The sequence below is a fragment of the Pseudomonas sp. PDM25 genome, assembly GCF_019219045.1.
Taxonomy (GTDB): Bacteria; Pseudomonadota; Gammaproteobacteria; order Pseudomonadales; family Pseudomonadaceae; genus Aquipseudomonas.
In genome coordinates this window covers 531,231-545,637 of sequence record NZ_JAHUWL010000002.1, presented here as the reverse complement: position 1 = coordinate 545,637, position 14,407 = coordinate 531,231, and the positions used below count along the sequence as shown (strand labels likewise).

At 59.4% G+C, this 14,407-nt stretch carries 16 protein-coding genes; 10 read left to right on the top strand and 6 right to left on the bottom strand.

The annotated features are described in order from the left end of the window. Positions 1–81 precede the first annotated feature (81 nt). On the bottom strand, positions 82–651 hold the full coding sequence (locus KW848_RS05070; RefSeq protein WP_218536155.1) for a YceI family protein: 570 nt from the start codon (positions 649–651) through the stop codon (positions 82–84). Between the two features lie 206 nt (positions 652–857). On the opposite strand from KW848_RS05070, the gene KW848_RS05065 reads away from it, so the two are divergent. Next, a complete protein-coding gene (locus KW848_RS05065) occupies positions 858–1,613 on the top strand; it encodes an SDR family oxidoreductase (protein ID WP_218536152.1) in 756 nt (251 codons plus the stop codon). Position 1,614: 1 nt separating this feature from the next. Here the strand turns inward: KW848_RS05065 and KW848_RS05060 are convergent, their stop codons facing one another. From KW848_RS05060 to KW848_RS05050, 3 genes are all read right to left on the bottom strand, one after another. Then, a complete protein-coding gene (locus KW848_RS05060) occupies positions 1,615–2,298 on the bottom strand; it encodes a phosphoribosyltransferase (RefSeq protein ID WP_218536149.1) in 684 nt (227 codons plus the stop codon). A gap of 123 nt (positions 2,299–2,421) precedes the next feature. Beyond that, positions 2,422–3,765 carry a HAMP domain-containing sensor histidine kinase gene (locus tag KW848_RS05055; protein WP_218536146.1) on the bottom strand — a complete coding sequence of 448 codons (1,344 nt, stop codon included), beginning with the start codon at positions 3,763–3,765 and terminating at the stop codon, positions 2,422–2,424. Then, positions 3,762–4,421, bottom strand: a complete 660-nt coding sequence (locus tag KW848_RS05050) for a response regulator transcription factor (protein ID WP_218536144.1) — start codon at positions 4,419–4,421, stop codon at positions 3,762–3,764. The genes KW848_RS05055 and KW848_RS05050 overlap by 4 nt, the downstream gene beginning before the upstream one ends. Positions 4,422–4,553: 132 nt before the next feature. Between KW848_RS05050 and KW848_RS05045 the strand changes: the two genes are divergently transcribed. From KW848_RS05045 to KW848_RS05025, 5 genes are all read left to right on the top strand, one after another. Then, positions 4,554–4,877 (top strand): PepSY domain-containing protein, encoded by a 324-nt coding sequence (locus KW848_RS05045; RefSeq protein WP_218536142.1) that lies wholly within the window; start codon positions 4,554–4,556, stop codon positions 4,875–4,877. A gap of 92 nt (positions 4,878–4,969) precedes the next feature. Continuing rightward, the gene (locus KW848_RS05040) at positions 4,970–5,440 is read left to right on the top strand and encodes a DUF2271 domain-containing protein (RefSeq protein WP_218536140.1); all 471 of its coding nucleotides are present in this window, start codon (positions 4,970–4,972) and stop codon (positions 5,438–5,440) included. Between the two features lie 25 nt (positions 5,441–5,465). Continuing rightward, complete coding sequence (locus tag KW848_RS05035; protein WP_218536138.1) at positions 5,466–7,646, top strand: PepSY domain-containing protein; 2,181 nt, start codon at positions 5,466–5,468, stop codon at positions 7,644–7,646. Beyond that, positions 7,630–8,601 (top strand): FAD:protein FMN transferase, encoded by a 972-nt coding sequence (locus tag KW848_RS05030; RefSeq protein WP_309140065.1) that lies wholly within the window; start codon positions 7,630–7,632, stop codon positions 8,599–8,601. The genes KW848_RS05035 and KW848_RS05030 overlap by 17 nt, the downstream gene beginning before the upstream one ends. A 69-nt stretch (positions 8,602–8,670) precedes the next feature. Then, positions 8,671–9,372, top strand: a complete 702-nt coding sequence (locus tag KW848_RS05025) for a VIT family protein (protein WP_218536136.1) — start codon at positions 8,671–8,673, stop codon at positions 9,370–9,372. A gap of 37 nt (positions 9,373–9,409) precedes the next feature. Here KW848_RS05025 and KW848_RS05020 read toward each other — a convergent pair whose 3' ends face one another. Both KW848_RS05020 and KW848_RS05015 read right to left on the bottom strand, forming a co-directional pair. Further along, the gene (locus KW848_RS05020; protein WP_111448820.1) at positions 9,410–10,768 is read right to left on the bottom strand and encodes an MATE family efflux transporter; all 1,359 of its coding nucleotides are present in this window, start codon (positions 10,766–10,768) and stop codon (positions 9,410–9,412) included. Positions 10,769–10,955: 187 nt separating this feature from the next. Next, entirely contained in the window at positions 10,956–11,276 is a 321-nt protein-coding gene (locus tag KW848_RS05015; protein ID WP_218536133.1) for a hypothetical protein, read from the bottom strand. Positions 11,277–11,597: 321 nt separating this feature from the next. Between KW848_RS05015 and KW848_RS05010 the strand changes: the two genes are divergently transcribed. The 4 genes from KW848_RS05010 (at position 11,598) to KW848_RS04995 (ending at position 14,366) form a co-directional block, all read left to right on the top strand. Further along, positions 11,598–11,864: a hypothetical protein gene (locus KW848_RS05010; protein WP_218536131.1), complete on the top strand. Its 267-nt coding sequence runs from the start codon at positions 11,598–11,600 to the stop codon at positions 11,862–11,864. A gap of 187 nt (positions 11,865–12,051) precedes the next feature. After that, positions 12,052–12,540: a hypothetical protein gene (locus KW848_RS05005; RefSeq protein ID WP_218536129.1), complete on the top strand. Its 489-nt coding sequence runs from the start codon at positions 12,052–12,054 to the stop codon at positions 12,538–12,540. Between the two features lie 457 nt (positions 12,541–12,997). Then, positions 12,998–13,270, top strand: coding sequence for a hypothetical protein (locus KW848_RS05000; RefSeq protein ID WP_134098894.1), 273 nt, complete (start codon positions 12,998–13,000; stop codon positions 13,268–13,270). A 664-nt stretch (positions 13,271–13,934) separates the two neighbouring features. After that, the gene (locus tag KW848_RS04995) at positions 13,935–14,366 is read left to right on the top strand and encodes a hypothetical protein (RefSeq protein ID WP_309140064.1); all 432 of its coding nucleotides are present in this window, start codon (positions 13,935–13,937) and stop codon (positions 14,364–14,366) included. Positions 14,367–14,407 lie beyond the last annotated feature (41 nt).

The following is a 14,407-nucleotide window of genomic DNA, read 5'->3' as shown; positions in this document are numbered from 1 at the left end:
TGGCTCGGACTCTGGGGCGGACGTGAAGAGAGTGTTCGCGGGCGTGCCTATCATAACCGACGCCACGCACGCTTGGCCGAGTTACCGCTGCGGCGCAACCATCCGAAACCGGATATTGATCTTGTCGGAGACAACACCGTCGGCCCATTCGCCTTCACCGATTTTGAAGTCGCTGCGTTTGAGCGTTAACTGGCCATCGAAAATCCCGATGGCGTTCTCGGCCTTCAAGAGTACCGGCACCTCCACTTCATGGGTGATACCCCTGAGCGTGAGTTTGCCGGTGATCGAGTAACGGTTGTTGCCCAGCACTTTCACGCCGGTCGATTCAAACGTCGCCACTGGATACGTTGCCGTGTCGAACCAGGCTGGTTTTTGCAGTTCGCTGTTGGCGTCGCTGCTTCCGGCGTCGATGCTGTCGAGCTGGATGGTGAGCGCGGCCCGGCCTGCCGACGGGTGCGCCGTGTCGAAATCAAGCGTGGCCTCGAACTTGTGGAACGTACCGTACACCCGCGAAGAGAACTGTTTATACGTGAAGGAAATCGTACTGGCGGTTTCATTGACCCGCGTGTATTCGACCGCCTGGACACAAGGCAACGCGCCGAATGCAAGGGCGGCCACCAGCACGGCGCAGGTCGGGAATCGGTGTTTCATGGGACTCTCCGGTCGGGCTCCCGTCATGAGCTGAGGTGCCGCACACGTGAGCCAGCGATAGGTGGACTAAAGCAAAAAAACGCCGTTAATTCCACCTGCCCCTCAGACTTCCGACCACCTGTCGGCCCACGCCAATGGCCGCCCCGATAGGACCGCTGCCAGGGTGTTTAATGACAGTCCCAACACACCGCATCGGGAGACCGGCCATGAAATTCGTCGTCATCGGAGGAAGCGGGCTGATCGGCAGCAAAGTCTGCAAGAACCTACAGGATCTGGGGCATGAAGTCATATCAGCGTCACCGAGTTCCGGCATCAACATCATCTCCGGCGAAGGCCTGGCGGACGCGCTCAAGGGCGCCGACGTGGTGGTCGACGTGGCCAACTCCCCTTCATTCGAGGATCACGCGGCGCTGCACTTCTTTGAGACTGCCGGGCATAACCTGTTCGCTGCCGAGAAGCTAGCCGGCACCAAACACCATGTTGCCCTGTCCGTCGTGGGCACCGAACGGATGCTCGACAGTGGTTACTTCCGGGCCAAAATGGCCCAGGAAAAACTCATCAAGGCCTCGGGTGTTCCCTACACCATCCTGCGAGCCACGCAGTTCTTCGAATTCATTGGTGCCATTGCTTACTCGGGTCGCGAGGACGGCAACACCATCCATTTATCCTCCGCCGCCCTGCAACCGGTGGCCTCGGTCGATGTCGCCGCCGCACTGACGGCTATCGCTCAAAAGGCGCCGATCAATCAGACCGTGGAAGTGGCAGGTCCCGATCGCCGCCCCATCGTCGAGTTCGTGAGTGAGTACCTGAAACACACCAACGACCCGCGCGAAGCCGTCCCGGATGACACGGTTCCTTACTTCGGCGCCCCGATCAATGACAAGTCCCTCACGCCCGGCGATAACCCTATTGTTGGAGCGACCCGGTTTGAAGACTGGCTAGAGATCGCGCATCCCTCTTGAGTCACCAGTGCTGAGCGGCGCTGGACTCTCGCTGCCACGCCCGCTGCAACAGCTTGATGACCTCGGCATCCGAGGTCTGGGTAAAGTCCATGTACCAACGGCTGATCGACATCAGCCAGTCGGGAATGATCGGGCATATCAGCTCATCCACCTCACTGCGCAGCGCTTCCGCCGTCTCAATCGGCGCCACCGGCACGGCGACGACGATGCGAGACGGCGCTTGCGCACGCACCGCGTGGATCGCCGCCAGCATCGAGGCGCCTGTCGCCAGGCCGTCGTCGATCAGGATCACCACCTGACCCTTGAGTTGCACAGGCGCGCGTGCTCCCCGGTAAACCTTCTCGCGGCGTAACAGCTCCCGGGTTTCCCGTGCGACCACGTCATCGAACGCGGCCGGGTCAATCGGGTGAACCCGCAGCGCGTGTTCATTGAGGATTTGGATGCCGCCGCTGGCGATGGCGCCCATGGCGAACTCTTGATGAGACGGAACGCCCAGCTTGCGCACCAGCATCAGGTCCAGACGAACGTCCAGTGCAGCGGCCACTTCATAAGCGACCGGCACACCGCCACGGGGCAAGGCGAGGATGATGACATCGGGGCGATGCGCGTACTTGAGCAGCGGTTCCACCAGACGTCGCCCGGCAGCGGCTCGGTCCTGCAGGAGGGTGGGCGATGAGGGGCTCATTTGAAAACCTCCTCAGGCGATCACGCCTGTCGGTTCGCATCACACGGTCACTCATGGATTGTCGATCTGACGGTGGCTGACATCAAGCTTGGCCATAACGCTCCTGCCCTTTATCAAGTGCCCTCAGCCTTCGACATTCGCCGCGAGCGCAAACCAGATGCAGACTTCGAATCCATCCGTTCGACCTGTCGCCGGCGAGAGCAGCCGTATTCTCGCGTTGACACCCTGCACAATGGTTTTGGCAATCGCCAACCCCAACCCTGACCCGCTGGTTTCACTGTTACCCCGCACAAAGCGCTCGGTAAGGCGCCGCAACACCGGCTCTGGCACCGCCGGGCCACCATTGACCACCCGCAGCATCGCTTGGTCGGTGAGGCTGACTTCGACCGGTTGATCCGCCGCGCCGTACTTGAGCGCGTTCTCGATCAAGTTGCGCAACAGGATGGCGAAAGCGTCCGGATCAATCGCCGAATACACACTGGCCTGGGTTGGCAGGTGCAACTCGATCCGGTGCCCACTGTTGTGGTTCCATTCATCGACCACATGGGCCAGCAACGGAATGAGGTCCTGAGGCGTTTCGGACAACAGCCCCCCACCCTCGGCCTTGGCCAGTTGCATGAGTTTTTCCGAGAGCCGCGTCAGTTCGCGCAACGAGTTTTCGATTTTAGCCGCCCGTAATCGCAACGGGCCTTCGGGCGCTTCGTGATGCAAACGCTGGACCTGCGCCAAGGTCGCGGCCAGTGGCGTGCGCAGTTCATGGGCGCTGTTGGCCGTAAAGCTGCGCTCGGCCTCCAAAGCCTTGCGCAAGCGCTCCAGCAGATGATTGACCGCCTCGGCCAGCGGGCCGATTTCAGCTGGCAATCGCGCCACGTTGATCGGCGACAGGTCACCCACGCCGCGCGCCTCCACGGCACGACGATAGGCCAATACACTGCGCAGGCTGAGGCGTACAAACATCCAGGTGCCAAACAGGCTGATGGGAATCAGCGCCAGCAATGGCAACAACAAGGCAAGCAACGCTTCCCGCGCGGCTTCACGGCGATGTTTCAGAGGTTCGGCAATTTCGATGAACACCGTCTCACGCAGCGCACTGGCGCCGTACAGACGGTATTTTTTAGTGGTTGAAAAGCCTTCGACCGGTTGTTTGTTGAAGATCTTCGGGTTGGCGTCGTGGGACTGCATCAGGATCTCGCCCTTGGCATCACGCACCAGATACGTCAGGTATTCATTGTGCATTTTCAGGGTGGCGACATGCTGCGCTTCACGGGGGGTTTCCCGGTTGCTGATTTCCAGCACAGCCAAGGGCAAGATGCGCTGCGCAGTCTCTTCCAGCGCACTGTCGAAGGCCTCGTTCAATTCATGTTGCACCACCAGCCAGGCGCCGACGGTCGCCGCCAGCCAAAGCAGGGTCGTGCCCAACGTCAACCCCAGGCCGAGACGTTTTTGCAGGCTTGACGGCGGCTTCATGCGGACATCAACCGATAGCCCATGCCGCGCACGGTTTCAATCAGGTCGCGCCCGAGTTTTTTACGCAGACGGCTGATATAGACCTCGATGGTATTGCTCTCGATTTCGGCACCGAAGGCATACAACCGTTCTTCCAGCTGCGACTTGGACAGCAACGCGCTGGGGCGCTGCACAAACGCCTCGAACAGCGCCCACTCCCGCGCGGTGAGATCCACCGTCGCACCGGCCCGCTGCACCGTACGGGCACTCATGTCGATCTGCAAATCACCGAGCTTGATCTGCGGATTGGGATTGCCGCTATAACGCCGAGCCACCGCCGCCACACGAGCCGAGAGCTCAAACAGGTCGAACGGTTTGACCAGGTAGTCGTCGGCGCCGGCATTGAGGCCAGCGATACGATCGGAAATCTGATCCTGGGCCGTCAGGATAATCACCGGGGTCACGTCCCCTGCCGAGCGTTGCTGACGCAAAAAATCCAGCCCACGACCGTCCGGGAGCATCAGGTCCAGCAGGATCAGGTCGTAAGGCGTGGTGCGCACGCTATTGCGCGCATGGTCCAGGCGCTGCACCCAATCGACTGCGTGGCCGTCATCGGCGATCTGTTCGCGCACCGCCTCCCCCAACCCTTGTGCGTCCTCGATCAATAAAACCCGCATCTGGCACCTCCTGTGATGGTTGTCGTGCAGCACCTTAAACGCCTTACCTGACATGAATCTGAAGATTCAGCTGGTTGTCAGGAATGCACCTTAGGGTATGCCACAGACGCCGACCTCGGCAGGAGACAGATCATGAAATCAGGTTTTATTGCCAATGCCGCGCTGTTGAGTCTGCTGCTCAGCGGTTACGCCCTGGCCGATGACGACTGCAGCGACCCGGTGAGCGACTGGCAACCGCGCGAAACCTTGCGTCAGCAGGTAGAGCGGCAGTACGGCTGGAGCGTGCAGCGGATCAAGGTCGACGACGGTTGTTACGAGCTCAAGGGGTTGGACCGCAAAGGCAATGCCATCGAAGCCAGCTATTCACCGGCATCGCTGCGCCTGCACACACTCGAGATCCATTTCCGGGAAGACGGCGATGCCAGGGACTACCTCGGCACTCCGCTCAGCGAATGACGCCTCACCTGTCGATGAGTTTTTCCTGCGCTTCAGGTTGCTGTCAGCAAGCAGGTCCAGGCTCTCGACCTAACGATCAAAAGGACACCGCCATGAAAAAGATCATCGCAGCAACCTGCCTCGTCGGCGCCATTGCCCTGCCGGGGCTGGCCCAGGCCCGTGAAGTGACCTTGACCACACAGCTCAAGGACTACAGCGGCAATGATGCCTACCTGGCGATCTACGTCACCGACGCCAATGGCCAATACCAGAAAACCCTCTGGGTGGCCGGCAAGAAGGCCAAATATTACAAGCACCTGGGCGACTGGGCCCGTGGCAGCGGGATGAACCCGAGCGAGTTTGACGGGGTCAGCGGCGCCAGTGTCGGCAGTGGGCGCACGCTCAAAGTCAGCGTCGAACTGGCAGACACCCTGATTGATGCCGGGTATCAGATCCGCATCGACAGCGCCGTCGAGGACAAACGTGACGCCCGCGCCGATGTCAGCGTGCCCCTGACGTCCAAGGGCGCAGGCAAGCCGGCGACCGGCAGTACCTACGTCGACGCCTTTACTTACGATCTGTAGCACCCGCCATTACTGGAGGCTGAACATGCTTCGTCAGTTCCATTCCCTACCTGGCCTGATCGCCGCCCTGTTGGTCATGTTGTTGGCCATCAGCGGCGCGATCCTGTCTGTCGACCCGGCCCTGGAACGCCTGCACAGCACGTCCACTCCCGCCGGACAACTCAACGTCGGCCAACTGGCCGGGCGCGTTGCCAACCACTTCCCGGGCGTGGAGCAGATCCAGCGCTCAGCGTCCGGCACGGTGATCGTCTACTACAACCAGAACGGCCAGGCCGGGGCGCAAAAGGTCGACCCGCTGACCGGCCAAGGCCTCGCACCTTACGAGCCCTCCGCGTTCTCACGTTGGGTGAAAGAGCTGCACCGCTCGATGTTCCTTGGCACGCCAGGCCATGGAGTGTCGGGTGTCGGCGCGCTGCTCATGCTGATGCTGTCGGTGTCCGGCGCGCTATTGCTGGCCCGGCGCCTGGGCGGCTGGCGCAAGCTGCTGCGACCACTGCGGGGTACCTTCAGCCAGCGCTGGCATGCTGAAGTCGGGCGACTGGCCTTGCTTGGGCTGCTGCTGTCGGCATTGAGCGGGCTTTACATGTCCGCCACCACTTTTGGTTTTATCGCCGACGGCAGTCAAAGTGAACCCGCCTTCCCCGCCCACGTCAGCGCCGGCCCGGCCTTGCCGGTGGCGCAGCTGCAAGCGTTGCAGGCCACCGACCTGAACGACCTGCGCGAACTGGTCTACCCCAGCCCTAATAATGCGCAAGACGTGTTTTCCCTGCGCACGGCCCAGGGCGACGGCTACGTGGATCAGGCCAGCGGCGCGTTGCTGTCCTATCAAGCCCACGACTCGATGCACAACCTCTACGAATTGATCTATCAGCTGCACACCGGCGAAGGCCTCTGGTGGCTGGGCCTGCCGCTGGGGCTCTGCGCCCTTTGCGTGCCATTGATGAGCGTGACCGGCATCCTGTTGTGGTGGCGCCGCCGCAAGGCTGGCCCGAACATCCGCCACAACAGCCCTGCCCACTCAGCCGACAGCGTGATTCTGGTGGGTAGCGAAAACAACAGCACCTGGGGTTTCGCCAAAACCTTGCACGACGCCTTGCACCAGAGTGGTCATAAGGTGCATAGCGCGGCGATGAATGAATGGGTCGGCGATTACCGCAATGCCCAACGGGTGTTCATCCTCACCGCGACCCACGGTGACGGCGATGCGCCGGCCTCGGCTTCGCAGTTCCTGGCGCGGCTGGGCAAAACCGGCCTCAAGCCCGGCCTGCCCTTTGCAGTGCTGGGCCTGGGCGACCGCCAGTTTGCGCAGTTCTGTCAGTACGCCCATCAGGTGCAGGACGCACTGTTGCAGGCCGGTGGCTCGCCGTTACTGGGCCTCGAAACCATCAACCGCCAGTCCTCTCAGGAATTTGCGCGCTGGGGCCACGCGTTGGGCGAAGTGTTGGGGCAGGACCTGACGCTGGTTCACACCCCGCAGCAGCCGCGTACCCATCAATTGCAGCTGACAGAGCGGATTGCCTATGGCGAACAGGTGAATGCGCCGACCCACATACTGCGCTTCAAAGCCGACGGCGAGTTGCCGGGCTTTCTGGCCGGTGACCTGGTCGGGATTCTGCCCCCGGGCAGCCCGATCCCGCGTTTCTACTCGCTGGCCAGCGGTTCGCAGGACGGCGTGCTGGAGATCTGCGTGCGTAAACACAACGGCGGCATGTGCTCGGAATTCCTTCATGGCCTGGACATCGGCGCGCAGATCGACGCCTTTATCCAGCCCAACCCGCAATTTCGTCCGGCATCGGGCACGCACCCGGTGATCCTGATCGGCGCCGGTACCGGCATCGGTCCCTTGGCCGGTTTTATCCGCAACAACAAGGCCCGACACCCGATGCACTTGTATTGGGGCGGACGCAACCCGGCCTCGGATTTCCTCTATGAACCGGAGCTCAACCAATACCTGTCGGACCGACGCCTCACAGCACTGCGCGCCGCCTTCTCTCAGGTTCAGGACCGCAGCTACGTACAAGACCGGCTGATCAGCGATGCCCTGGCCTTGCGCCGACTGATTGAAAAAGGTGCCCAGGTGCTGGTGTGTGGCAGCCGCGAAATGGCCAAAGGCGTGATGCAGGCCCTCGATGAAGTGTTGGCACCTCTCAACCTGAGTGTGCTGACGCTCAAAGCACAAGGACGCTACCGTGAAGACGTCTACTGACTTGCAGCGCTATAGCCTGAACGGCGAAACCATGGGCACCCGCTACACCGCCCTGTTTTATGCCGGGGCCGGGATCGATACCGACGACATTGGCCATCGCCTGGCGCGCGCCGTGGCCCGGGTGGACCAGCAAATGTCCACCTGGAAACCCGACTCGGACCTCAACCGCCTCAACGCCGCCCCCGAACAGGAATGGGTGGCCGTGCCCAAGGAACTGGCCACGGTGCTGGCTGCGGCGCTGCGTGTCAGTCAGCAATCCGGCGGCGCCTTCGACATCGCTGTCGGTGATCTGGTTAACGCTTGGGGGTTCGGCCCCGGGGAGCAGACGGTCACCGAGCAAACGTTCGGCACGATTGCGCCGCGCGCCCGGCTGTCAGCCAGCGCCGCGTTGGTGGTTGACCCGCAACGCAATCAGGTGCGCAAGCGCATGCCGCTGAACCTTGATTTGAGTGGCATCGCCAAAGGGTTTGGCGTGGATGAACTGGCGCGTTGCCTGGAGGGTTTGGGCATTGCCCGCTACCTGGTCGGTATCGATGGCGAGATGCGCGCCCGGGGCGTCAAACCTGACGGCCAATGCTGGGTCGTGGCCCTGGAAAAGCCCAACCGGGGCGTGCGTGAAGTCATGGGCGTGATGGAACTTGGCGATGCCGCTATCGCGACCTCCGGGGACTATCGACATTGGGTGGACGTGGCCGGTCAGTCCTATGCTCATACCATGAACCCGGCCACCGGCGCGCCGCTGTGCAACCCGCTCGCCGCCGTCACCGTGGTGGCGGCCTCGTGCATGCTCGCCGATGCCTGGGCCACGGCGCTGATGGTCCTGGGCGAAACCGAGGGCCCACGCCTGGCTCAGGAACGCGGGATGGACGCGTTATTCGTGCTGCGCGAGGGTGAACAGTTCAAAGAAATATCCATTGTCGGCGGTCAGTTGCAGGCGCAGATTGAAACCCGCTGACGCCGATTGCCGGACCGCTCGAAACCCGTCCGATTTAAACCGTCCAATGACAGGGAGTCCCGTTAAACAATGAAATTCATGCACAGGCACACCGAGGCACACCGAAGCGATCGTATCGGCTGGCTGCGCGCCGCCGTCCTGGGCGCCAACGACGGGATTGTCTCTACCGCCAGCCTGCTGATCGGCGTCGCGGCCGCCAACGCCAGCCACGCCACGTTGCTGGTTACCGGTATGGCAGGGCTGATGGCCGGTGCCATGTCCATGGCCGCAGGCGAGTACATTTCCGTACACTCCCAGGCCGACACCGAGCGCGCCGATCTGTCCCGCGAACGGGCAGAACTGGCGAGCGACCCGAAAGCCGAACACATCGAACTGGCCAACATCTACATGCATCGCGGCGTATCACCCGAACTGGCGCATCAAGTGGCCGATCAATTGATGGCCCATGACGCATTAGGCTCTCACGCCCGGGACGAGCTGGGCATCAGCGCTACCCTCACCGCCAAACCCTTGCAGGCCGCCCTGGCCTCCGCCGCCAGTTTCGTGGTGGGTGCCGCGTTGCCTCTGGCGGTGACGTTTGTCGCGCCGGAGCACAGCGTGGTGCCCTGGATATCGGGCATGTCATTAGTGTTTCTCGGGACGTTGGGCGCCATTGCCGCCAAGGCAGGCGGGGCCAAGGTCCTGACCGGCGCCTGGCGGGTGACATTCTGGGGGGCTCTGGCCATGGGGATTACGGCACTGGTGGGGCACGTGTTTGGCGCAGTGGTCTAGCGGGGGCTCCCGCAAAAACAAAGGGGCGCCCGTGCCCCTAGACCAACCGCTCGATCTTCTGATGCTGCCAGACCATTTTGTAATACGCCGTTTGCAACACCAGCATCCCCAGATACGCCACCGGAAACGCCATCCACACACCCTGCAAACCGAACTGCCCGTCCAGCACATACGCCACCGGCAATTGCACCCCGACCACACAAAAAATCGAAATCGCCATCGGCACCAGCACCGAGCCGCTGGCACGCATGATGCCGCCGACAATCGCCTGGAAGCCGAACACCAACAGACTCCACAGCATGATGTGCAACAAATGCTCCGCCTTCGCCCGGGTGGAATCATCCGTGAGGAACAACCCCAGCAACCAGTGCGACAACAGATAACCCAACACCACCAACCCACCGGTCAGGCACACATTGATCAACAGCCCCGTGCGCAGGATCGGCCCCATGCGCTCAAGCCGCCCTGCCCCAATCGCCTGAGCACCGAGGATCGACGCCGTGATCGCAATCGACAGCGCCGGGAACTGCACGTAATTGACGATCTGCGTCACCGCCCCATACGCCGCCGTCGCCTGCGAACCGTGCTGATTCACCAGCGCCAGAATCACCAACTCCGACACCGACAACACCACCATCTGCAACCCGGTCGGCAACCCGATACGCAACACCTTGCCGAGAATCACCAGGTCCAGCCGCATCGCCGCAAACATCTCCCGATCCGGCGCCAACGGATGCCCCTTGCGAATCAACCGCCACGCCAGCCACCCCATCGCCGACAAATTACCCGCCAACCCCGCATACGCCGCACTCTGAATCCCCATCATCGGCAACCCGAACCACCCCCGAATCAACGCCGGCGTCAGCGCCAACCCGATACACGTCGACACCACCAACGCAATCAGCGGCGACACCGTATCGCTCACCCCGCGCAGCAGTTGAGTGAACAGCACGTAGACCAGCAGCGACGGCATGATCCACATCATCACGTGGGCGTAGGACACGGCGTCGTCGATAACGTCGGCCGGTGTGCCCAAACCCTGCAACGCGGGCCTTGCGAATACGCTGCCGAGTACTGCCGCTGTCAGGCCGATCATTGCGCCTAACAACAAGGTTGTGCCGGCGATGGTTTTCACCAGATGCGGCTCGCGCGCCCCCCAAGCCTGGCCGATGAGCACGCCAGCACCCGCGCCGAGGCCGATGACCAGGGCGATGAAGAAGAAGACGATGGGGAACATGCCGGACACGGCAGCCAGGGCTTGGGTGCCTAGCATTTGGCCGATGTAGATGCTGTTGATGGTGCCCGACATGGATTGGAGGAAATTGGAGAGGACCATGGGGGCGAGGAAAAGGAGGTAGGTTTTCCAGAGGGGGTGTTGGGTGGCGGGGGTTTGCATTGAGGGTCCGTCTCGGGGTGGGCTCGTATTTTGGAAATTCTACGCTAGGGGACTGGGCACCATCCGATTCGATTTTGCAGGCTTGGGTAGCGTGAGTAATGTCTGTTTTCGGCCAAAAGCGGTCAGTCCTGAATACACATCTCTGCTGAACCAACTGACAGCTAATTCCCTTTTCAGGGGGACCGCATCACCCTGTCATCAATGCCAGCGCTTTGTGTAATTCTTGTCGGGCGAGAGGAAAATCCTCGAGCGTCATCCTGACGCTCAGCGTTTCGCGAGCTTTGGTCACCGCTGCAGACCCCAGGATCACAATGGCTCGTATGGCTGCCCAACGAGTAAAATGGTTCTCGGGGTCTGAAACCAGTGAAAGTATCTTTTCAAAGTCCGCATCGTCGGAGGTGTGCTCTGCTAACAACCTAGCAATACCGAAGATATCAATTGGGTATGCAACTTGATGTACGCCCAGATACATCGCCCTGTCGATCAATTCGTCAAAAGAAGAGTCCATGGTGCCTCGTAAGGTAAACAAAAATCCCCACGCACCTGAATCTACTTACAACCTGTCAGATTCCACTAGCGGCGCGACGGTGTTCTCCCAGCTTATCCAACCGATCAGCCAGTGTCTGCTATCAATGAACCATCGGCACAATTTTAGGTTTAGCGGGTGACGTGCCTGTCAATCAATGCGATTCAAATGACTGCTATGGGTCGATTTCCGTCGGTCGTGACAGGCAGAGATCGGCCAGAAGCGGGCATTCGATTTCGCTATTCACCAATCTCCCGAGCGTGCGAAATTACCAGCCCTTCAATTTCTCTCAAAGGCTGGCTCATGACCTCCACCCTGGCAGTCTCGGATATTGGTCCATGGAGTGGGGATGCCCCCACAGGACTCATTCAGCGTTGCAGGGAGGCATGGGACACACCTCTAGAGAGTTTGAATGATCTTATGGTCGCTACTTTTTTGAATCAGAACATCGCGACCAAACACCTGCTCATCGAGGCGAAGCGCCGCATGAAAGACCAGGAACGAGATGAATCGGAGTACTTCGAGGGCCAGCTTCTCGAAGCTATCGAGCGTTTGCAATCCGGGGAGTAATTCATCCCGACGGTTTGTTGCGTTCGACACGGACTATCTATGTTTGGTCGCTTTCTGTCTCACGCGAATAGCAGAGAACGGCCAAAAGCAGTGGCAAGTGGATGGCATGAACCTGCTACGCTGAGTCCTCGCAGGAGAGTGAGCTTGCCTTCACCCATAAGCATGTCAGTAGTCAGGTACAGTCACCATGCATCATATAATCGGCTTATATACCTCGAAAAAAACAGAGCGTTTATGGCCGCTAGACCCAGAAGACCGAATTGTTTTCAGATCTGACTGCTTTCATGCGTTTGGATATTTTTCCCTTATAGCACCTGCTTTTGAACGATATGCACAAAGAGATGCACGGATAAGCATTACATCAATGAATGTAATGTTCCGCTTGAGAACTGACGATCTAGCTGACGCATTGGCAATTTTGAACGATCTCGAAACACAGCTCTATCAGCAACCAACAAGTTGGCAGGAGCATCTCGGTGAAATCCAACACCCAAGGCAAGAAAAACGGCCAATCAAACCGCTGTTATTCAGACGTCGAGCCGTTCGGATTGTCCAAAGGTTGCGAGCGTTAATACTTAAAGCTCAAGCCGGGGATAAATGTTTGGTATATGGAAATGGTGTTTGCTACCGCGCACTGTGCGGCATAAAAATGCCGCCCGGCACCGTGTACTCCTAGAGCCGAATCTACGGCTAAAGCGTTCGCTTCGCTCGCCGGGGACGGGATAAACCCCATCCGATAATCAAACGAAAGGATCCAGCCGAGTGGCTGCTTCTGGCCGATAGCAGTCGCTCACGGAAGGGGCGTCACGGTCCTAGGACCACCATAAAAATTCCTACACAAACCTCGGAATCTCTCACCTTTTCCGCCGTTATGATGAGGCCTATAGTCCATCTCGTCGCCCAACATGGCGATTCAGGTTTGGCGACCTGATCGGTCGGAATGCAAAAGCGTTGTGCTTTAATGCAGGCGCTTTTGTATACCCGCAAAGCTGTCTTTATGGCAGCTGTGCGCGGGAGACTTTCGGGTCTGCCGGTTTTCCGATCCCGGTTCGCCAACCTGCGTACAGCTGTCACCCATTCGTTTGGCGACGATTGAGGGACAGTCAACCTTTGCCTTGATCGGAGTTTCACCTATGGAAAGATACATGCCCCTCACCGGAATCGACCTGATCCCGGCCTCCCTGCTCATCGACACCCAAGCCCCACTCGACGTCCTGCAAGCCATGGCCGATTACCGCATCCGCACGGTCACGCAGGTGCTGGAAAACATCGCCTACCGCGGCGAACTCGGTTGCGACACTGTGGTGCTGTCGGACTTCTCCAAACTGCTGGCTATTCCGTTACGCGACGGCTGTGACTTGATGGACGTGATCGGCCGACGCTTGCGAGCGCAGGTGAAGGAGTAAGTAAAAACGGGCGCCTCAAGGGGCGCCCGTTTTTTTGTAGTTGAGGTCTGTGCGTAAACGTGGCTGACGGATCCCTTCGTGAACCCATTGACCGAAGCCACTTCACAAAAATATGTGAAAAAAAATGTGAAGATAATTTTGTTTTAAGCGCCTACAAAACCTCTGTAGGCCAGGAAATTAGCGCCTCTTCATCAAGTCAGTATGTGAAATAAAATGTGAAGACTTTCATACGGTATAACCGCTATGTGCGATGGATTAAATGAGAACGGGCGCCATCAAGGCGCCCGTTTTTTTGTGTCCATGATCAAAGTGGTTCACCCGCATCCAACCGACCGCTGACCTTCCCTCAGGAAGACAAAGACCGCGTACCCGAGACGTTCAAGCAGGCCCTTGAAATGACAATCAAGCCCTCCGCTTAGAGCAATACTCCAAATTAAGCCGAGTGACCGCCGCCACAATCACCTGATCCGCGTCAGGCGAAGTGAACAGCCGACATTGCGCCTCCGGCAAATCCGGCAACCCTTGCTCTCCCCCAACAACCGCCGAGATAAAAGGTGACTAGGATAAAAGGTGTCAGATCGATTTAAAGCGTTTTTGGCGAATGGCGTGATGAAGCAAAGCAGTATGTCGCTCTGATGCATTCGCCCTTTTTCAGGAGGGAAAAATGATGCGAAGGATTATCGCAACGGGGGCGCTCTTGCTGGCCTTGGGCGGGTGCGCAACGTCACCTATGCGGGTTTCTGAAGCGCGGCCAGTGCCGGCCAGTGAGATGTACGCGATCAAAAGCCAGGGTACGCAAGATCCGGGACGCCTGACCATTTTCCGTGATGACGGGTTTGACGGTGCGGGATGTGATGTCGTGTTCTACATCGATGGTCAGCGCGCAGCCAAGATAGGTCCCGGTCAAAAGGCATCTTTCGTTTTGCCTGCCGGGAAAGTGAATCTCGGTGCCGGGCTCGCCGAGTCTGGATTATGTGCGGGTGTCGCGATCAAAACTGTTGTGGCCAACATCAGGCCAAGGAAAGAAGTGATTTATCGAATCAACTGGGATACGCAGGGTTTCAATTTAGACCCCTACGTTGAGTATGGACGTTGAGCCCTGGCAGACTAATGCCCGCAGATGGCTCAGGCAAAACA